Below are 18,042 nucleotides of genomic sequence, written 5' to 3'. Positions count from 1 at the left end.
GAGCACCACGTCAAGGCGCCCAAGAAGATCAAAAAGGGGGAGATCCATCCGGCACCGGCCTGCGAAGGCTCGTGGCGCCGGGTCCAGATGTAACGACCGACAGCCGGCCCGCATTCCATCCCGGTCAGCAGCACACCGCTACTCGATCGTCCGCCATGTGTAACGCCCCCACCCACCCCCATGTTCCACCCCCGCCATGCCCCCGCTCACACCCCCACCCCCGGCCTCTCGCGGTGATCAAGAAGTTTGCGTCGGCATCCGGGCACAAACCTGACGCAAACCTCTTGATCACCGCCGCCGGGCGTGGGGTCGGTAGGCGGTATGGCCGGGATTGGGCCGCATGTCGCGGAGCGGAGGATGCGGGCGATGGTTGGGTCAGGCGGTGGGGCTGGGTGGGGTCGCCGCCAGCACCTCGGAGAGCGGGGCCGGGGTGAGCCCCTGGGCGGCCAGCCCGGCCAGGATGCGCGGCAGCGCCTCGTCCGTCATCGGGGCGTTCGCCTCGGTGACGTGCAGGACGACGACGGAGCCGGGGCGCACCCGGGACAGCACCGCATCGACGATCGGCCGCCAGGACCGCGCGAACGGGTCACCGCTGACGACGTCGCCGTCCACCACCGTGACGCCCAACGGCGCCAACTCGGCCAAAGCGATGCGATCGTGGCAAAGCCCGGGAAAGCGGAAGTATCGGGTCTGCCGCCCGCCGTACGGGGCGATCACGTCGAAGGTCCGGGCCACGTCGGCCGCCATCCGCTGCCGGGGGATCGTTGGCAGGTGGTAGCAGTCCGCGGTGAAGGCGAGATGGCCGTACGTGTGGTTGGCCAGCTCGAAACGCGGGTTGGCGGCCAGACGACGGGTGACGTCGGGGTACTCCTCGACCCACTTGCCGGTAAGGAAGAAGGTGGCCGGCACCCTTTCCCGCTCCAGCAGGTCGACGATCGCCAGGTTCGCGTACGAGCGGACCGCGCCGCTGCGCAGTTGGTACCGCATCGCGTCGGTCATGTCCGCGTCGAAGGTGAGCGCCACCTTGTCCCCGGTGCGCGGCCCGTGGTCCACCACCGGCGGTTGCCGCCCGGCCCGACTGGCGCCCGGCACCGTCGCCGTCCCCGGGTCTGGCCGGCCGGTCGGTACGGGTGATGGCGCCGGCGGTCCGGTCGGCTCCGCCGACCCCTCGACCGGGGCGGCACGCGGGCTGCCGGAGGCGGTTGCCGCCTCCCTGGACGCCGGTGCCCGGACGATGGCGGCGTGACCGGTTTCGCGCCCGGGGGCCGGTAGGGCCAGCAGGGCGACGACGCCGGTCAGTGCGACGAGCGTCGCCACCAGGGGGACGCGGGAATTCTTCACGGGCACCGAAGGATGATCTCAGCGAGCGGGCGCGCCCGAACGCCCGGGCGAGTGGGCTGCTGACCGGGGCGGCCGATCGCCGATATCAAATGCGGCAAAAGCCTAATATCCAAAGGGAATCGGCGAGAATTCGGAGGAGGTCGTCATGACTACGGCGATGGAGATGCCGCGCGTCGAGGAATGTGTGGTCGCGGCCTGCGCCTACAACCACACCGGCGACTGCCACGCGTTCGCCATCACGATCGGCAGCCCGGACCACGCCCACTGTCACACCTTTGTCGAGATGCCCGTCCGCGGTGGAATCGAGACGCTGATCGCCCAGGTGGGCGCGTGCCAGCGGTCGGACTGCCGGCACAACTCCCAGTTGGAGTGCCACGCTCCGGCGATCCGGGTCGGCCCCGACAACGACATGGCCGACTGCATGACGTACGCCGGCCGCTGACACCGCCCACGACTCACGTGCGGCGCGTACCGGGGGGCCTTCTCACAGGCCGTTGGCGGCGCGGACGACGGTGACGAGGTCGTCGATGATGCCGGTGAGCGCGAAGTCCTTCGGCGTGAACACCCGGGCCACCCCGGCGGCGCGGAGCGCCTCGGCGTCGCCGGGCGGGATGATGCCGCCGACCACGACCGGCAGGTCGCCCCGGCCGGCGGCGCGCAGGCCGTCCAGCACCGCCGGCACGGCGGCCAGGTGCGAGCCCGAGAGCACGGACAGGCCCACCAGGTCGACGTCCTCCTCCACGGCGGCGGCGACGATCTGCCCGGCGGTCAGCCGGATGCCCTGGTAGACCACCTCGAAGCCCGCGTCGCGGGCGCGTACCGCGATCTGCTCCGCGCCGTTGGAGTGCCCGTCCAGGCCGGGCTTGCCGACCAGCAGCCGCAGCCGGCCGCTGCCCAGCTCGCGGGCGGTGGCGGCGACCCGCTTCCGCACCGCGGCCAGGTCACTGTCGCCGCTCGACCCGACCCCGCCGGCAAGCCCGGTCGGCGCCCGGTACTCGCCGAAGACCTGGCGCAGCGCGCCGGCCCACTCGCCGGTGGTCACCCCGGCCCGCACGCACGCCAGGGTCGCCGGCATCAGGTTCGCGGTGGTCGCGGCGTCCGCGCGAAGCCGGCCGAGCGCCGCGTCGACCGCCGCCTCGACCCGGCCGGACCGCCACCGGCGTACGGCGGCCACGGCCGCCGCCTCGACCGCCGGGTCGACCTGCTCGATCGCCTCGGCACCGGCCGCGGTCAGCGGCGACGGCTCGGTCTCGGTGAACCGGTTGACGCCGACCACCACGTCGGTGCCGACCTCCAGCCGGCGGCGGCGCTCGGCCAGCGAGCCGACCAGCGAGCCCTTGAGGTACCCGGTCTCGACGGCCGCCACCACGCCACCCATCTCCAGCACCTTGTCCAGCTCGGCCCGGGCCCCGCTGACGATCCCGTCGACCAGCGCGGTCATCACGTGCGAGCCGGCGAACAGGTCCGGGTATTCGAGCAGGTCCGACTCGTACGCGAGGACCTGCTGCATGCGCAGCGACCACTGCTGGTCCCACGGCCGGGGCAGGCCGAGCGCCTCGTTCCAGGCCGGGAGCTGCACCGCGCGGGCGCGGGCGTCCCGGGACAGGGTGACGCCGAGCATCTCCAGCACGATCCGCTGGATGTTGTTCTCCGGCTGGGCCTCGGTCAGGCCGAGCGAGTTGACCTGCACGCCGTACCGGAACCGGCGCTGCCTCGGGTCGGTGACGCCGTACCGCTCGCGGGTGATCTCGTCCCAGAGCGCGCCGAACGCGCGCATCTTGGCGATCTCCTCGACGAAGCGCACCCCGGCGTTGACGAAGAACGAGATCCGGGCGACCACGTCGCCCATCCGCTCGGCCGGCACCTGGCCGGCGTCGCGCACCGCGTCGAGCACGGCCACGGCGGTGGCCAGGGCGAAGCCGACCTCCTGCACCGGCGTCGCGCCGGCCTCCTGGAGGTGGTACGAGCAGATGTTCACCGGGTTCCACCGGGGCATCTCCCCCAGCGTGTACGCGATCACGTCGGCGGTCAGCCGCAGCGACGCGGCTGGCGGGAAGATGTACGTCCCCCGGGACAGGTACTCCTTGATGATGTCGTTCTGGGTCGTCCCGGCGCAGCGGTCCAGCTCGACGCCCTGCTCCACGCAGACCTCGCCGTAGAGGGCGAGCAGCCACATCGCCGGCGCGTTGATGGTCATGGACGTGTTCATCTCGGCGAGCGGGATGCCGTCGAAGAGGGCCCGCATGTCGCCAAGGTGGGCCACCGGCACACCGACCCGGCCGACCTCGCCGGCGGCCAGTTCGTGGTCCGGGTCGTACCCGGTCTGGGTGGGCAGGTCGAAGGCGACCGACAGGCCGGTCTGCCCCTTCGCCAGGTTGCGGCGGAAGAGCGCGTTGCTCGCGGCGGCCGAGGAGTGCCCGGCGTAGGTGCGCATCACCCACGGACGCTCGCGCTCGGAAAGCCGGCCGGGGAGAGCCTTCTCGTCCATGGCGGGAGTCTAAGTTACCGTTAAGTCACCCGGGCTGGTGAAAAACCACACAGGTCCATGGAACGCCATGTGGGCCGCAGCGGGCTGACCAGCACCGGAACGCGCGGGTGACGGCCGGCACCCCCGGCACCACCGGACGTCCCGCAGGACGCACACTTGACGGCATGGATGACGAGCTCGCGATCTCCGTCCGGGGGCTGCGCAAGGCGTACGGCGACAACGTCGCGGTGGCGGGCGTGGACCTCGCGGTCCACCGCGGCGAGGTGTTCGCCCTGCTCGGGCCGAACGGCGCGGGCAAGACCACCACGGTGGAGATCCTGGAGGGCTACCGGCAGCGCGACGCCGGCGAGGTCTCCGTGCTGGGCAGCGACCCCGGGCTCGCCTTCGGGTCGCGACTGCGGGGCTCGCAAGCTCGCTCCTCGCGCACCCCACGACACCCCGCCCGCGACTGGCGGTCCCGGGTCGGCATCGTCCTTCAGGGCACCGGCGAGTTCGACGAGCTGACCGTCGCCGAGGTGGTCTCGCACTTCTCCGGCTTCTACCCCGGCGCCGACGACCCGGCGAAGGTCGTGGAGCGGGTCGGCCTGGGGGCCAAGGCGAAGGCCCGTACGCACACCCTCTCCGGCGGGCAGAAGCGCCGCCTCGACGTGGCGCTCGGCATCATCGGCCGCCCCGAGCTGCTCTTCCTGGACGAGCCGACCACCGGCTTCGACCCGGAGGCCCGGCGCGAGTTCTGGGAGCTGATCCGGGACCTGGCCGCCGCCGGCACCACCATCGTGCTCACCACCCACTACCTGGACGAGGCCGAGGCACTGGCCGACCGGGTCGGGGTGATCACCGCCGGCCGGGTGGTCGAGGTGGCCCCACCGAACCGGCTCGGCAACCGGCAGGAGGCGCTAGCGACGGTCTCCTGGCGTACCCCGGAGGGGGTCGTCGAGACCGCGCAGAGCGCGACGCCGACGGGCCTGGTGGCGGAGTTGGCCGCGCGCTTCGGCGGCGAGGTCCCCGGCCTCACGGTGACCCGGCCGACCCTGGAAGACGTCTACCTGAAGATGATCGGACACCGATGACCACCACCACCAAGCCGGCGGCCCCGGTCTCCCCCGCCGCCCCGGCCCGGCGGCTCGGGGCGGGCGCGCTCGCCCTGCGCCAGGGCCGGCTGGAGATCACCCAGTTCCTGCGCAGCCGGGAGTCCGTCGTGTTCACGATGGGCTTCCCGATCATCATGATCCTGATCTTCGCGGCCATCTTCAGCGACGAGATCGCCCCGGGCGTCAGCTACACGCAGTACTTCATCACCGGCATGATCGCGACCGGCCTGATGACGGTCAGCTTCCAGAACCTCGGCATCTGGATCCCGATCGAGCGGGACCGGGGGGTGCTCAAGCGCTACCGGGGCACCCCGATGCCGAAGTGGGTGTGGTTCGCCGGCAAGGTGATCATGGTGGTGGCGATCGGCGTCGCCGAGACCGCCCTGCTGCTCGCCGTCGCGGTCGCCCTGTTCGACCTGGAGCTGCCCGGCACCGCCGGCAAGTGGCTCACCTTCGGCTGGGTCTCCGTCCTCGGGGTCACCGCGTGCACCCTGTGCGGCATCGCGATCTCCTCGCTGGCCCGCACGGCGCGCAGCGGCTCGGCCGTGGTCACCCCGGTCGCCCTGGTGCTCCAGTTCATCTCCGGGGTCTTCTTCGTCTTCACCAACCTGCCAAGCTGGATGCAGCAGGTGGCGGCCGTCTTCCCGCTGAAGTGGATGTGCCAGGGCCTGCGGTCGGTCTTCCTGCCGGAGAGCTTCGGCGCCCAGGAGCCGGGCGGCTCCTTCGAGCTGGGCCGGGTCGCCCTCGTCCTCGCCCTCTGGTGCGTGATCGGCCTGGTGCTCTGCCTCACCACCTTCCGCTGGACCACCAAGCGCGACGGCTGAGGGTTCCCGCCGCACCGGCCGACCCACCTTCGGCGGCCCGGCGCCGGGCCGCCCCTCACCGCACCCTCGGCCGCCGGGAACACTCGCCGTCGTGGTCGGGCCGGAGCTGGCACCGCCGGCCGCCGGGCATGATCCGGTCGCAGAAGACCCAGTGACGTACGTTCTGGTCGTCCTCGGGCGAGACGGTGGTGCCCCAGGGCTCGGTCTGGGGCAGAACGCGGGTCCAGTGCGCCACCACCCGGGCGAGCCGCTGGGCGGCGAGCAGATCGTTGACGACCACCGGCAGATGGACGACCCACCGCTCGCTCATCGCCCTCCTCCCCGCTCGTCGCGCTTCCGGGGCCGCTCGGACTGCCAGCGGCGCAGGGCGTACCTGATCTGATCGATCTCCCGCACCTGCCACGGTCGCAGCGGGCGACGGCGGGTCGGCCCGTGGATTTGCCGCCGGCGACGCTGGGCACGCCGGAACAAGACGCGCATGACAGGACCCACCTCTCACCGTCGATTGACCTGTGGAAGGGGCGGGCCCACCGGCCCGCCGCGCACCGGCGGACCCACCCCGGCACCTGCCACCGCAGCCTCGGATCAGCAGTACGCCGGCAGGGCGGCTCATCGACCCCGACTGTCAGCAGAGCAATCAGCCGCGACCGGAAACCTCACTCATCGTGCATGGATCCATCCCGTTATGCAACTCCCGATTCGGCCCCAGGTCGTTGCGTGTCGCGTCCTCTCCGTCCACACTGAGCGGCATGACTGGAAGCCCGACCGTGCGCCGACGACGACTTGCCGCCGCCCTCCGCCGCCTCCGAGAGCAGACCGGGATGACCGCCGACCAGGCGGCCAAGGAGATCGGCATCTCGAAGTCCGCGCTGAGTCGAATCGAGAACGCCCAGGTCTCCGTGATGCCGCCGGTCGCCCGCGGCCTCCTTGAGCTGTACGGGGTCGAGGGCGAAGAGGTCGACGCACTGGTCCAGGTGGCCCGGGACGCCCGCAAGCGGGGCTGGTGGCAGGCGTACGACGACGTGCTGCCGGGCTGGTTCGAGGTCTACGTCGGACTGGAGGCGGAAGCGTCGGAGATCCGCGCCTTCGAGCCGCAACTGATTCCGGGCCTGCTCCAGACAGCCGACTACGCCCGCGCCGTCATCCGCGCCGAGCATCCGGACGCCTCCGCCGAGGAGGTGGACCGCCGGGTCGAGCTACGGATGCGCCGGCAGGCCACCGACAGTCCACCGAAGCTCTGGGTGGTGCTGGACGAGGCGGCCCTGCGGCGGCCGGTCGGCGGGGTGGCGGCGTTCACGACGCAGTTGCGGCGGCTGGTCGAGGAGGCGGAGCGACCCGGCAACACCATCCAGATCCTCGCCTTCGGCGCTGGCGAGTACGGCTCGATGGGCAGCGCCTTCAGCGTGCTGGCCTTCCCGGAGCCGGCCGATCCGGGGGTCGTCTACGTCGAGACCCGCGCGGGTAGCCTCTATCTCGAAGGCCAACAGGTCAGGGAGTACGGCCGAGTCTTCGAGCACCTCGTCGCCACGGCGGTGAGCGCTCGGGAGTCGCGCGACCTGATCCGGGGGGCGATCGACGAGCGGTGAGAGGACGGCGCGGGTGGAAGAGGTCGGCACGGCCCGTGTGACCTGGCGGAAGAGCAGCCGCAGCAACGGTTCCGGCAACTGCGTTGAGGTCGCGGACAACCTGTCGGGCAAGGTCGGGCTACGGGACAGCAAGGACCCGACCGGCCCGGTATTGACCTTCGAACCGAAGTCCTGGGCCACCTTCGTCGAAGGAATCAAAGCCGAACTTTCTGGCAACTGAGGCAGCCGCCACCAGACAGAGCGGCAGGAACTCCATCAGCGGATCCAACGCCGTGTGTCGTCACGCCAGCCGGGCCGTCCAGCCGCCGATGACGCCCGTACGTCTGCGCAAATCGAGCCGGGCAACAGCCATCAAGCACCCGCCAGGGAGACGATCTTGACTGGCAAAGTGAATAAAATCAGCACAGTTGATCTATAGACCCGCAGGTCAAGAAGTCTGTTCCCCGCGCACGCGGGGGGTGATCCCTGCCCCAGGCGGAGACGGTGCCCCGGCGTGAACTGTTCCCCGCGCACGCGGGGGTGATCCCTGGCGGGCCGGCTCGTCCGGGTCGTAGACGGTCTGTTCCCCGCGCACGCGGGGGTGATCCCACCGCCGGCAGAGTGCCGAGCGGGTCGCCCAGCCGCTCGACAGAGCCTCGACCTCCCGTCGTACGGTGGGATTCCGGAACGATAGCGGCATGGTCGCTGCGGAGTACACCAACACCGTCCGCATTGGATACGCCCGCACCAGCACCCGCGCCAAGACCAGGTTCAGCCGACCCGATCTCCAGAGGGGACGACGCACGTGGTCGAGACAGTGCTTCAGCTCATCATGCAGATGGCGGGCGGCACCGCCGCCGCGGCCGGCACCGAAATGGGGCAGTCGATCTATACGATGGTGCGCGACCGGCTCGTGGGGACCGACCGAGGATCCACGGCCCTACGCGCGGTCGAGGACCGGCCCGACGACCCGGCTGCGATCGACGAACTGCGCACGCTGCTCCAGGCGGAAGTGGACGCCGACCCGGGCTTCGCCGAGCGCATCGCCGCGGCCCTGGCGGCCACCAAACCCACCCGCACCACGACCGGCAGCATCACGTTCGAGGGCACCACGGTACGGGGCCGGAACATCTTCTCCCTGGGGCCCGTGACGGTCAGCAACACCCGCAACGTCCGGCTGTCCCTACTCGCTGCAGCCCTCGTGTTCGTCGCGCTAGTGGCCCTGGGGATCTACGGCGGGGCGCATCTCATCGCCGGCGACGACCCCGTGCACAGCCCGACGGACACCACAAGAGGCCAGGCTGACCCGGGCTCGGACAGCCCCCCGAAAGAGTCGGCGAAGACCGCGCCGGAAACGACCGGGGAGTTGGCCGACGCCATTCTGGGCAGATCTGACGTCCCGGAGAGCTGGGTGCAGAACGGGTGGACGGGCTTCCCTGCGCTCCCCGCCGACTGGCCGTGCGACGCGCTGCGGGGCAGCCTCCCGGGGAGCTTCGGTGTGTCGAACAACTTTGGTTCCGGGTCCGCGGGGATGAGCGTGGACATCCAGATGCACAGCGACCCGGCCGGGGCCGAACAGGCCCTGGCCTGGCGGCGCACGAACGAGGAACAGTGCCTGCACGGCCGCCTCGTGGCCGTCACACCGATGGGGGACGAGACGGTCGGCTACCAGTACGCCGGGCACTCCGACGTCTACATCCGCGACGGCAGCTACCTGATCACCGTCATGACCAGCGGTGACCTGCCGGACGGCCTCACCGCGTACTACGCCAGGAAACAGTACGAGAGGTTCACGGAGGTCATCCGCTGAGGCCGGTTCGAGGGCGGCGAGGGTGAATACGTCGTCGCCCTCGCCGCAACGAGGGCCCTGGGGTTCCCCGCGTGTGCGGGGGTATCGATCCCCGCGTGCGGCGGGGCGGCGGGCCGAGGACGGGGCTGGCAGACTGTGCCGGTGGTGGCGGGACCGACGCGGCGACGGCTACTCCTGGCCGGGGCCGCCACGGCGGCGCTGACCGTGGTCGGCGGCGCGGCGGCGAAGGAGCTGACCCGCCCGCGCCCGGGGCCGGCACCGGCGCTGCCCGACGCCCCGGCCGGTGACGCGCGGCTGATCCGACGGCAGTCGGCGGCCCGGGGCCGTGCCGTCGACTTCTGGACGGCCGTGCCGGCCGGGCACGGCGACGGGCGAGGGCTGCCGGTCTGCCTGGTGCTGCACGGCGCATCGTCCACCCCGCGCGACTACGCGCGCTTCGGGCTCGCCCGGTTCCTCACGGACGCGGTGCAGCGGGGCGCTCCGCCATTCGCACTCGCCGGGGCGACCGGCGGGCGGCTCTCCTGGCGGCGCTCGGGTGCGGACGACCCGCAGCGGATGGTGCGCGAGGAGCTGCCGGCCTGGTGCGCCGAACGCGGCTTCGACACCAGCCGCGTCGCTGCCTGGGGCTGGTCGATGGGCGGCTTCGGATCGCTGCTGCTCGCCGAGACCTTCCCCGGCTGGCTGCGCGCGGTGGCCGCGTTCTCCCCCGCCGTACGCCCCGGAGACGCGGTCTTCACCGACGTGGCACGGCTGCACGGCACGCCGGTCGGGCTCTGGTGCGGCCGGCAGGACGGCCTGCTGCGCGACGTGCGGGCCCTGGCCCGCGCCCTGCCCGAGCCGCCGGCCAGGGCCGAGTACGCCGACGGCCGGCACAACTTCGTCTACTGGGGCACGGTCGTCCCGGCGGCCTTCTCGTTCCTGGCCGCCGCCCTCACGCCGCCGCGCCCCTGACCCGGCCCCGAGCGGGGAACGGATCAGGGGTCGGTGCGGCGTCAGTACGTGTAGAAGCCCTTGCCGGTCTTGCGGCCCAGGTCGCCGGCGGTGACCATGCGCTGGAGCAGCTCCGGCGGGAAGAACTTCTCGTCGGCGGTGTCGGTGTAGATGTTCCTCGAAGCGTGCAGCAGCACGTCCACGCCGGTCAGGTCGGTGGTGGCCAGCGGGCCCATGGCGTGGCCGAAGCCAAGCTTGCAGGCCGTGTCCAGGTCCTCGGCCGACACCACGCCGGACTCGACCAGCTTGACCGCCTCGACGACCAGGGCGGAGATCAACCGGGTCGTGACGAAGCCGGCGATATCCCGGTTCACCACCACGACGGTCTTGCCGATCTCCTCGGCGAACGCCTTCGCGGTGCCCAGGGTCTCGTCGCTGGTCTTGTAGCCCCGGACCAGCTCGCAGAGCTGCATCATCGGCACCGGGGAGAAGAAGTGCGTGCCGACGACCGCCTCCGGGCGCTCGGTGACGGCGGCGATCTGGGTGACCGGGATGGCCGAGGTGTTGGTCGCGAGCACCGCGTCGGCCTTGCAGATCTTGTCGAGCGCCCGGAAGACCTCGTGCTTGACCTCCAGCCGCTCGAACACCGCCTCGATTACGATGTCCGCGTCGGCCGCCGCCTCCAGGTCGGTGGTCGGGGTGATCCGGCCCAGCGTGGCCTCGACCTCGGCGGCCTCGATCCTGCCCTTCTCGGCGAACTTGTCCAGCGACTTGCGGATGCCGGCCAGTCCGCGACCGGTGGCCGCGTCGTCCAGGTCCCGCAGCGTCACCTGCCAGCCCGCCTGCGCCGCCACCTGGGCGATGCCCGAGCCCATCAGCCCGGCCCCGACGACCGCGAGTCGACCCGCCATCTGCTTCTCCCTCGCCTGATTGAGTGTCTGTCTGCACCCTAGTCGGCGACACTGAACGATGGCTAAGCCGGCCACCGGGCGGCGGGCCGGGCCAGCGGCGGGCCGGGCCGCCGCTCCGCGGTCAGATCTCCAGCGCCGGCTCGTCCGGTACGCTGCCCCGCTCGACCTCCACGCCCAGCGCCCGCAGGTCGGCGACGAAGTCCGGGTAGCCGCGGTCGACGTGGTGCACGTGGGAGACCTCGGTGACCCCGTCGGCGCAGAGCCCGGCGATGATCAGCCCGGCGCCGGCCCGGATGTCGGTGGCCCGGACGGGGGCGCCGGAGAGCCGGTCCCGGCCCCGGACCACGGCGTGGTGGCCGTCGGTCTTGATGTCCGCGCCGAGCCGCATCATCTCGTTGGCGAACATGAACCGGCCGTCGAAGATGTTCTCGGTGATCAGGGAAGCCCCGTCGCTGACCGCGGCGAGCCCGATCGCCATCGGCAGCAGGTCGGTGGCGAAGCCCGGGTACGGCAGGGTGACCACGTCCACCGCCAGGGGGCGCTCGTCGACCCGTACCCGGAAGGCGTCGCCGCGGGTCTCCACCAGGCCGCCGGCGCAGACCAGCTTGTCCAGCGCGACCTCCAGGAAGCCCGGGTCGATCCCCGTCACGGTGACGTCGCCCCGGGTCATCGCGGCGGCGAACGCCCAGGTCCCGGCGACGATCCGGTCGCCGACGGTGGCGTGCCGTACCGGCCGCAGCTCGGGTACCCCCTCGATGTGCAGGGTGGAGGTGCCCTCCCCCTCGATCCGGGCACCCATCCGGATCAGCATCGAGCAGATGTCCACGATCTCCGGTTCCCGGGCCGCGTTGTCGATCATCGTCGCGCCCCGGGCCAGCACGGCGGCCATCACCAGGTTCTCGGTGGCCCCGACGCTGGGGAAGTCGAGCACGATGTCCGCGCCGTGCAGGCCGTCCGGGGCGGCGGCGATGACGAAGCCGTGCTCACCGGAGATGTTCGCGCCCATCCGGGTCAGCCCGGCGATGTGCATGTCCAGCCCCCGGGAGCCGATGGCGTCCCCGCCGGGGTGGGCCACCCGGACGTACCCCCGGCGGGCCAGCAGCGGGCCGAGCACGCAGATCGACGCGCGCAGCCGGCGGACCAGGTCGTAGTCGGCCTCCGCGCCGGGCCGGTCGGGCACGTCGATGGTGACCGACCTGGACCGGGCCACCCCGCCCCGGGCCACCATCGGGTCGACGGGGTCGTCCGCGTCGAACCGGACGCCGCACCCCAGCCGGCGCAGCACCTCGCCCATGATGGCGATGTCGGTGATCCGCGGGACGTTCGTGATGACGCTGCGCCCGGGGGCGAGCAGCGCGGCGGCCATCAGTTTGAGGGCCGAGTTCTTCGCCCCGACGACGTGCACCGTCCCGGCCAGCCGGGCGTCCCCGGCGACCCGGATGACGTCGACGTCGTTGACCGCCGGGTCCCCGGCGTCGCCGGGGCCGACCCCGGCCGCCCGGGTCGGGGCCGGCCGAGCGGGGATCGTCAGGTCGGGTATCCGTAGGCTGTGCGTCATGGCCGTCCACCTCACGCGCATCTACACCAGGGCCGGCGACGCCGGCATGACCAGGCTGAGCAACAACGAGCAGGTGCCGAAGACCGATCCGCGGATCGCCGCGTACGCGGACGTCGACGAGTGCAACGCCGCGATCGGCGTCGCGCTCGCGCTGGGGCAGCTCGACGACGAGCTACGGGCGGTGCTGGGGTCGATCCAGAACGACATGTTCGACGTCGGCGCCGACCTGGCCACCCCCGTGGAGCCGGACCCGGAGTACCCGCCGCTGCGGGTCACCGAGGAGTACGTGGACCGTCTCGAAGGATGGTGCGACGAGTACAACGCACGCCTGAGCAAGCTCGACTCCTTCATCCTCCCCGGCGGCACGGCAGGAGCTGCGCTGCTGCACGTGGCACGGACGGTCGCCCGGCGGGCCGAGCGCGCGGCGTGGGCGCTGGTCGCCCACGATCCCGATCGGACCAGCACCCTCCCGGCAAAGTATCTCAACCGGCTCTCCGATCTGCTCTTTATCCTGTCAAGAACGGCAAATCCGGCAGGGGACGTGCTGTGGGTGCCGGGCGGTAAGCGCTGAGCGTCGACGCCGGCCGCGCCCCGGTCGGGGCCCTGCACCACGTCGAACTCTGGGTGCCCGACCTGGCCGGCGCGGTCCGTAGCTGGGGCTGGTTGCTGGGCGAGCTGGGCTGGACGCCGTTCCAGGACTGGCCGGCGGGCCGGTCCTGGCGGCTCGGCCCGACGTACCTGGTGCTGGAGGAGTCCCCCGCGTTGTCCGGGCGAAACCACGACCGGCTCGCCCCGGGCCTGAACCACCTGGCCTTCCACGCCGGCCCGCCGGCCGCCGTGGACCGGCTGGTCGCGATCGCGCCGGCCCACGGCTGGCACCTGCTCTTCCCGGACCGCCACCCGCACGCCGGGGGCCCGGACACCTACGCGGCCTACCTGACCGACGACCAGGGGTACGAGGTCGAACTGATCGCCACCACCAACTAGCCCTCCCCGCTCCCGCGATCTTGCAGTTGCGGCCCCGGGAGAACACCTCTTGTCCCGTTATGCCTGGGTACCGAGTGCAAGATCGCGGGGGTGGGGTGGGAGCGGGTTTGTGTTGGGTCAGCGGGGGGAGGGGTGGGGGTGTTGCGGGTGGCGGGGGCGGTCAGGCCGGGGCCCGGGCGGCGCGGGTCAGGGGACTGGCCGGTCAACCTCCGGCGGGCGGCGGGGGCACGGCGGGCGCGGGTCGAGCCGGCGCAGGGGCGGCGGGCAGCAGCGGAACGGCGTACCCGGAGCCGGCGCAGCAGCACCACGGCGGCGACCACCACGACCAGCCCGCCCGCGGCGGCTGTCAGCATGCCGGCCGAGGCGGCCCCGGCGGCGTACCCGACCAGTACCGTCCCCGGCACCCAGACCAGCACGGCCAGCCCCTCGAAGAGCACGAACCGCCGATACGGCAGGCCGGCTGCCCCGGCGACCCGGGGCACCAGGGTCCGGACGAAGGCGGTCCAGCGCCCGACCAGGACGGCCGGACCACCCCGGGCGGCGACCAGTGCCTCGGCCCGCCGCCACCGGTCCGCCCCGATGCGCCGCCCGATCACGCCGTCCCGGATCCGCCGGCCGAGCAGCCGCCCCTCCAGGTAGCCGAGCTGGTCGCCGACGAACGCAGCCAGCGTGGTCACCGCGAGCGCGGCGCCCAGGTCCAACCGCCCCATCCGGGCCAGCAGCCCCACGGTGAGCATGACGGTGGCCGCAGGCAGGACCACCCCCACAAGCAGCCCCACCTCGGCGGCGAGCACGACGGCCGCGACCGCCAGCACCTGCCCCGGCGGCAGCTCGGCCAGACAGTCGCGCAGCAGGGCGGAAATGTCCACCGAGCCACTGTCGCCCGACGGCGCCGCCCGGTCGTCCTACCAGCGGCCGTCCTGGCTCCTCCTGCTGGCCGGTCCGCCCCCTAGGGACCGCCCCGGCCAACCGCGACGCCCACCGTGGCGGGCCGCCGGGGAACCCGACGCCCGGAGCGGAGGAAGGAGACCGGCTCAGTGTGCGTCGGGGTCGGCGACCGGGTTGAAGTCGTCGTCGACCAGGCCGAAGCGGTGGGCGACCACGGCGGCCTGCACCCGGTTGCGCAGGTCGAGCTTCTCCATCGCGGCCGAGACGTGGGTCTTGACCGTGGTGATGCCCAGATGCAGCCGGGTACCGATCTCGGCGTTCGACAGCCCGGCCCCGACGAGCGCGAGAACCTCGCGCTCCCGATGACTGAGCAGCCGCAGCTCCGGCCCCGGCGAGCGGACCGCGGGGCGGTGCTCCTGGTCGTGAGCGGCAATCGCCCGCCGGACGATCCGCGACAGCACCGGCGGGGCGAGCAGCGGCTCGCCCCGCATGGCCCGTCGGACCGCGTCGATCAGCTCCTCCGGCTCGCCGTCCTTGACCAGGTAGCCGATCGCGCCGGCACCCAGCGCGCCATAGACGTTCGCGTCGTCGGCGAAGGTGGTGAGCGCCAGCACCCGCACGCCCGGCTGCCGGTCCACGATCCGGCGGGTCGCCCCGATGCCGTCGAGGCGCGGCATCCGCAGGTCCATCAGCACCACGTCCGGGCGCAGCCGCTCGGCGAGTCGGACCGCCTCCAGGCCGTCGCCCGCCTCGCCGACCACCTCGAAGCCCCCCGCCGTGCGCAGCAGCAGGCCGACACCGGCCCGGACCAACGCCTGGTCGTCCACGACGAGCACCCTGATCATCCGCTCTCCCTGATCGGTAACGTGACCCGAACCTGCCATCCTCCGCTCGACGTGGCCGCGGCGGTGAGCGTGCCCCCGAGCAGACCGACCCGCTCCCGCATGCCGCTCAGCCCGTAGCCGGACGGGGGCAACGCGGGCCGGGGCCGGACCGGTCCGCTGTCCCGTACCACGATCAGCAGGGCTCCGTCGCCGGCGCGGACGTCGACCGAGGCGAGCGCGCCCGACCCGGCGTGCTTGAGCGTGTTGGTCAGCGACTCCCGCACCACCCGGGCCGCCGTCGTGCGGACCACCAGTGGCGCGGCGGCGAGCGCGGCCGAGACGGTCACCCGGACCGCGATCCCGGCCTCCCGCACCCGCCGCTCGGCGTCACGGATCATCTGCTCGGGCTCGACCTGCGAGCCGCCCGGCTCGACGGCCTCCGGGTCGCGCAGCACCTCCAGCAACTCCCGCAGCTCGTCCAGCACCTGCCCGGCGGTGTCCCGCAGCTCGCCGAGGGCAAGCACCGCCTCGTCCGTGCTGCCGGTCTGCTGCACGGCGTAGCGGGCCGAACCCGCGCGCAGCGCGATGGCGGCGACGTGGTGGGCGACGATGTCGTGCAGGTCGCGGGCGATGGCGGCCCGCTCGGCCAGCCGGGCCGCCCGGGTCTGGATCTCCTGGCGCGCCTCGGCGTCCCGGGCCCGCTCCTCGGCGATCCGGGCCGTGCCCCGCACGCCGCGCAGGTACCGGCCGAAGGCCACCGGCGCGGCAACCGCGCCGACCAGCATGGCCAGCCGCAGCATGCCCAGGCTGCCGGAGAGCGTCCCGGAGTCACCGAGGTTGCGGACGTCGGCCACGGTCGCCGCGAGGAGGAGCAGGAACGCGGCGGCGGTGGCCGGCCAGCCGGCCTGGTAGGCGACGAAGCCGAGCGCGAGCGCCGCCGCCAACTGCGCGATACCGGAGCCGTTGACGGTGACCGTGTCGGCCGCCATCATCAGCGCGCACTCGCCGACCAGGACCAGCCACGGCAGGCGGCGCACGCCGATCAGGCCCAGCCCGGCCAGGACGGCGATCAGGCCGGCCCAGCCCCCGCGCGTCACGCCCTGCGGGCTGAGCCACGTGCTCGCCAGCCCCAGCCCGGCCACGACCACGCCGAGCAGCAGCTCCGGCCACCAGCCGCGTCGGTCCTCCACCCGGCCACCATACGGAGCCAGCCCGCCCCGACCGCTCCTCCCGGTGGCCGCCGGCCCTCCTCCGGGTGGCCGGCGCACCGGCCCGCCGCGCTCCTCCGGCCGGCCACCGCGGCGACCGCCGGCAGGACGTGGCACCGACCGCCGGCAGGACGTCGCCGGCAGGAACCCGCCCTAGCCTCGGGCGACATGACCGACGCGCCCGCCTTCCTGAGCCAGTTCGTCCGGCACCCACGCGTCGTGGGGGCGATACTTCCCAGCGGGCCGGCCCTGGCCCGGGACGTCACCGCGCCGGTGCCCCGGACGGGGCACCCGGTGGTGGCCGAACTGGGGCCCGGCACCGGGGCGTTCACCCGGGCCGTGCAGCAGCGGCTGGACGGACGGGGCCACCATCTGGCGATCGAGCTGAACCTGGAGTTCGCCGACCGGCTCGCCCGGCGGCACCCGGGGGTGGAGGTGGTACGCGGCGACGCCGCGGCGCTCGGCAGTCTGCTGGCGGACCGGGGCCACCCGTACGCCGACGTGGTGATCAGCGGCCTGCCGTGGGCGGCGTTCGCTGCCGAACGGCAGCGGGCCGTGCTGGACGGGGTGCTCGCCGGGCTGGGCCCGGCGGGGGTGTTCACGACGTTCGCCTACCGGCACGCGCTGCCCACCCCGCCGGCACGGCGGTTCCATCGGCTGCTGGAGAACCGGTTCGAGGAGGTGGTGGTGGGTCGGACGGTCTGGCTCAACGTGCCGCCGGCGCTGGTCTACCACTGCCGCCGCCCGGTGCGCTGACGCCCTTGGCGGGCAGCCCGGCCCTCCCGACGGGGGCTGCCCGGGTCAGGCGGCGGGCCAGTCCTGGGACGCCAGACGCGGCGAGGCCGCCCCGGGAGGGGCGGCCTCGAGCCAGGAGAGGAAGCCGGTTACGGTGGACCGGGCCATGGCGATCTCCACCGGGGCGTGTTGACTGGTACACCGCAGGATCACCCAGTCGGCCGGCATGGAGAGGCGCTCCTGCCCCTCGGGCAGTCGCCGGCGCTCCACCGCCAGGGCCTTGCGGGACAGCACCCGCTTGGGTCGCAGGGCGAAGGAGAACATCCGGTACCACCGGAGCTCGTCGCCCGCGAACCGCCCGAAACCGGGCGACCAGCCCCGGCCGTCGAGCATCGTGGTGACCCGGACGCTGAGCCGGATGATCCCGCCGGTGCGGGTGACCAGCGCCCGCCGGACGAACAGGATCAGCAGAGCGGCGAGCACGGCGGCGAAGCCGATCCCGATCCCCTCCACGATCTCCATCGACGGGTCGGCTCAGCGGCTCTGCGCGGCGGAGACCGGGGTGGCGCTCTCGGCCAGCACGGTGACGCCCTCGCTGCTCACCGAGAGGAAACCGCCGGCCACCTCGTACGAGACCTGCTCGCCACCGGGAAGCTTGATCCGGACCTGGCCGGGCTCGGCGAGCTGGCCCAGCAGGGGCGCGTGCCCCGGCAGCACGCCCAGCTCACCCTCGGTCGTCCGGGCGACGACCATCTCGGCCTCACCGGACCAGACCTTCTCCTCGACGGCTACGAGCTCGACGTGAAGCTGCTGTGCCACGCTGTCTCCTTGCTGCGGCGGCGGATTGTCGAAAGTCTAGTCGCGCCACCCGTGGGCACCGAA

At 72.9% G+C, this 18,042-nt stretch carries 20 protein-coding genes; 10 read left to right on the top strand and 10 right to left on the bottom strand.

Annotation, left to right across the window (positions count from 1 at the left end):
* Window positions 1-375 precede the first annotated feature (375 nt).
* Window positions 376-1,347: a polysaccharide deacetylase family protein gene (locus tag C5N14_RS04030; RefSeq protein ID WP_243639136.1), complete on the bottom strand. Its 972-nt coding sequence runs from the start codon at window positions 1,345-1,347 to the stop codon at window positions 376-378.
* Window positions 1,348-1,486: 139 nt separating this feature from the next.
* On the opposite strand from C5N14_RS04030, the gene C5N14_RS04025 reads away from it, so the two are divergent.
* A complete protein-coding gene (locus C5N14_RS04025; RefSeq protein WP_117665625.1) occupies window positions 1,487-1,783 on the top strand; it encodes a DUF1540 domain-containing protein in 297 nt (98 codons plus the stop codon).
* A gap of 42 nt (window positions 1,784-1,825) precedes the next feature.
* Here the strand turns inward: C5N14_RS04025 and C5N14_RS04020 are convergent, their stop codons facing one another.
* On the bottom strand, window positions 1,826-3,829 hold the full coding sequence (locus tag C5N14_RS04020) for a protein meaA (protein ID WP_117665623.1): 2,004 nt from the start codon (window positions 3,827-3,829) through the stop codon (window positions 1,826-1,828).
* 164 nt (window positions 3,830-3,993) lie between these two features.
* On the opposite strand from C5N14_RS04020, the gene C5N14_RS04015 reads away from it, so the two are divergent.
* Together C5N14_RS04015 and C5N14_RS04010 are read left to right on the top strand one after the other, a co-directional pair.
* The gene (locus C5N14_RS04015; RefSeq protein WP_117665621.1) at window positions 3,994-4,899 is read left to right on the top strand and encodes an ABC transporter ATP-binding protein; all 906 of its coding nucleotides are present in this window, start codon (window positions 3,994-3,996) and stop codon (window positions 4,897-4,899) included.
* Window positions 4,896-5,744 (top strand): ABC transporter permease, encoded by an 849-nt coding sequence (locus tag C5N14_RS04010; protein WP_117665619.1) that lies wholly within the window; start codon window positions 4,896-4,898, stop codon window positions 5,742-5,744. The genes C5N14_RS04015 and C5N14_RS04010 overlap by 4 nt, the downstream gene beginning before the upstream one ends.
* Before the next feature lie 55 nt (window positions 5,745-5,799).
* Here the strand turns inward: C5N14_RS04010 and C5N14_RS04005 are convergent, their stop codons facing one another.
* Window positions 5,800-6,054, bottom strand: a complete 255-nt coding sequence (locus tag C5N14_RS04005) for a hypothetical protein (protein ID WP_117665618.1) — start codon at window positions 6,052-6,054, stop codon at window positions 5,800-5,802.
* Window positions 6,055-6,493: 439 nt separating this feature from the next.
* On the opposite strand from C5N14_RS04005, the gene C5N14_RS04000 reads away from it, so the two are divergent.
* From C5N14_RS04000 to C5N14_RS03985, 4 genes are all read left to right on the top strand, one after another.
* Window positions 6,494-7,330 (top strand): helix-turn-helix transcriptional regulator, encoded by an 837-nt coding sequence (locus C5N14_RS04000; RefSeq protein WP_117665616.1) that lies wholly within the window; start codon window positions 6,494-6,496, stop codon window positions 7,328-7,330.
* Between the two features lie 13 nt (window positions 7,331-7,343).
* Window positions 7,344-7,550, top strand: coding sequence for a DUF397 domain-containing protein (locus C5N14_RS03995; RefSeq protein WP_117665614.1), 207 nt, complete (start codon window positions 7,344-7,346; stop codon window positions 7,548-7,550).
* Window positions 7,551-8,114: 564 nt separating this feature from the next.
* Window positions 8,115-9,119 carry a hypothetical protein gene (locus C5N14_RS03990; RefSeq protein WP_117665612.1) on the top strand — a complete coding sequence of 335 codons (1,005 nt, stop codon included), beginning with the start codon at window positions 8,115-8,117 and terminating at the stop codon, window positions 9,117-9,119.
* 144 nt (window positions 9,120-9,263) lie between these two features.
* Complete coding sequence (locus C5N14_RS03985; protein ID WP_371685795.1) at window positions 9,264-10,070, top strand: alpha/beta hydrolase; 807 nt, start codon at window positions 9,264-9,266, stop codon at window positions 10,068-10,070.
* Window positions 10,071-10,111: 41 nt separating this feature from the next.
* On the opposite strand, the gene C5N14_RS03980 is transcribed toward C5N14_RS03985, so the two are convergent.
* Both C5N14_RS03980 and murA read right to left on the bottom strand, forming a co-directional pair.
* The gene (locus tag C5N14_RS03980; RefSeq protein ID WP_117665610.1) at window positions 10,112-10,960 is read right to left on the bottom strand and encodes a 3-hydroxyacyl-CoA dehydrogenase family protein; all 849 of its coding nucleotides are present in this window, start codon (window positions 10,958-10,960) and stop codon (window positions 10,112-10,114) included.
* Between the two features lie 121 nt (window positions 10,961-11,081).
* Complete coding sequence (murA, locus tag C5N14_RS03975) at window positions 11,082-12,518, bottom strand: UDP-N-acetylglucosamine 1-carboxyvinyltransferase (RefSeq protein ID WP_117665607.1); 1,437 nt, start codon at window positions 12,516-12,518, stop codon at window positions 11,082-11,084.
* Here murA and C5N14_RS03970 point away from each other — a divergent pair.
* Together C5N14_RS03970 and C5N14_RS03965 are read left to right on the top strand one after the other, a co-directional pair.
* Window positions 12,517-13,089, top strand: coding sequence for a cob(I)yrinic acid a,c-diamide adenosyltransferase (locus C5N14_RS03970; RefSeq protein WP_117665605.1), 573 nt, complete (start codon window positions 12,517-12,519; stop codon window positions 13,087-13,089). The two genes, murA and C5N14_RS03970, sit on opposite strands and share 2 nt — an antisense overlap.
* The gene (locus C5N14_RS03965; protein WP_117665603.1) at window positions 13,086-13,505 is read left to right on the top strand and encodes a VOC family protein; all 420 of its coding nucleotides are present in this window, start codon (window positions 13,086-13,088) and stop codon (window positions 13,503-13,505) included. The genes C5N14_RS03970 and C5N14_RS03965 overlap by 4 nt, the downstream gene beginning before the upstream one ends.
* Here the strand turns inward: C5N14_RS03965 and C5N14_RS03960 are convergent.
* The 3 genes from C5N14_RS03960 to C5N14_RS03950 form a co-directional block, all read right to left on the bottom strand.
* Window positions 13,502-14,374 (bottom strand): DedA family protein, encoded by an 873-nt coding sequence (locus tag C5N14_RS03960; RefSeq protein WP_117665601.1) that lies wholly within the window; start codon window positions 14,372-14,374, stop codon window positions 13,502-13,504. The two genes, C5N14_RS03965 and C5N14_RS03960, sit on opposite strands and share 4 nt — an antisense overlap.
* A 165-nt stretch (window positions 14,375-14,539) precedes the next feature.
* Complete coding sequence (locus tag C5N14_RS03955) at window positions 14,540-15,238, bottom strand: response regulator transcription factor (protein WP_117665600.1); 699 nt, start codon at window positions 15,236-15,238, stop codon at window positions 14,540-14,542.
* Window positions 15,235-16,407, bottom strand: a complete 1,173-nt coding sequence (locus tag C5N14_RS03950; protein WP_117665598.1) for a sensor histidine kinase — start codon at window positions 16,405-16,407, stop codon at window positions 15,235-15,237. Before C5N14_RS03950 ends, C5N14_RS03955 begins: the two co-directional genes overlap by 4 nt.
* Before the next feature lie 186 nt (window positions 16,408-16,593).
* Between C5N14_RS03950 and C5N14_RS03945 the strand changes: the two genes are divergently transcribed.
* On the top strand, window positions 16,594-17,181 hold the full coding sequence (locus C5N14_RS03945) for a class I SAM-dependent methyltransferase (protein ID WP_117665596.1): 588 nt from the start codon (window positions 16,594-16,596) through the stop codon (window positions 17,179-17,181).
* 45 nt (window positions 17,182-17,226) lie between these two features.
* Here C5N14_RS03945 and C5N14_RS03940 read toward each other — a convergent pair whose 3' ends face one another.
* Window positions 17,227-17,682, bottom strand: coding sequence for a DUF2550 domain-containing protein (locus C5N14_RS03940; RefSeq protein ID WP_117665595.1), 456 nt, complete (start codon window positions 17,680-17,682; stop codon window positions 17,227-17,229).
* A gap of 12 nt (window positions 17,683-17,694) precedes the next feature.
* The gene (locus C5N14_RS03935; RefSeq protein WP_117665593.1) at window positions 17,695-17,979 is read right to left on the bottom strand and encodes a F0F1 ATP synthase subunit epsilon; all 285 of its coding nucleotides are present in this window, start codon (window positions 17,977-17,979) and stop codon (window positions 17,695-17,697) included.
* Window positions 17,980-18,042 lie beyond the last annotated feature (63 nt).

Origin of the sequence: Micromonospora sp. MW-13 (genome assembly GCF_003434305.1) — a bacterium.
In the GTDB taxonomy this organism is placed as follows: Bacteria; Actinomycetota; Actinomycetes; order Mycobacteriales; family Micromonosporaceae; genus Micromonospora.
Note: the sequence above shows the minus strand (reverse complement) of the source record. Positions and strands in the feature narration are given on the sequence as shown.

Coding starts and splice junctions, on each gene's coding strand:
- C5N14_RS04025 (WP_117665625.1), top strand. CDS start 1,487: ATGACTACGGCGATGGAGATGCCGCGCGTCGAGGAATGTGTGGTCGCG.
- C5N14_RS04020 (WP_117665623.1), bottom strand. CDS start 3,829: ATGGACGAGAAGGCTCTCCCCGGCCGGCTTTCCGAGCGCGAGCGTCCG.
- C5N14_RS04015 (WP_117665621.1), top strand. CDS start 3,994: ATGGATGACGAGCTCGCGATCTCCGTCCGGGGGCTGCGCAAGGCGTAC.
- C5N14_RS04010 (WP_117665619.1), top strand. CDS start 4,896: ATGACCACCACCACCAAGCCGGCGGCCCCGGTCTCCCCCGCCGCCCCG.
- C5N14_RS04005 (WP_117665618.1), bottom strand. CDS start 6,054: ATGAGCGAGCGGTGGGTCGTCCATCTGCCGGTGGTCGTCAACGATCTG.
- C5N14_RS04000 (WP_117665616.1), top strand. CDS start 6,494: ATGACTGGAAGCCCGACCGTGCGCCGACGACGACTTGCCGCCGCCCTC.
- C5N14_RS03980 (WP_117665610.1), bottom strand. CDS start 10,960: ATGGCGGGTCGACTCGCGGTCGTCGGGGCCGGGCTGATGGGCTCGGGC.
- C5N14_RS03970 (WP_117665605.1), top strand. CDS start 12,517: ATGGCCGTCCACCTCACGCGCATCTACACCAGGGCCGGCGACGCCGGC.
- murA (WP_117665607.1), bottom strand. CDS start 12,518: ATGACGCACAGCCTACGGATACCCGACCTGACGATCCCCGCTCGGCCG.
- C5N14_RS03955 (WP_117665600.1), bottom strand. CDS start 15,238: ATGATCAGGGTGCTCGTCGTGGACGACCAGGCGTTGGTCCGGGCCGGT.
- C5N14_RS03945 (WP_117665596.1), top strand. CDS start 16,594: ATGACCGACGCGCCCGCCTTCCTGAGCCAGTTCGTCCGGCACCCACGC.
- C5N14_RS03940 (WP_117665595.1), bottom strand. CDS start 17,682: ATGGAGATCGTGGAGGGGATCGGGATCGGCTTCGCCGCCGTGCTCGCC.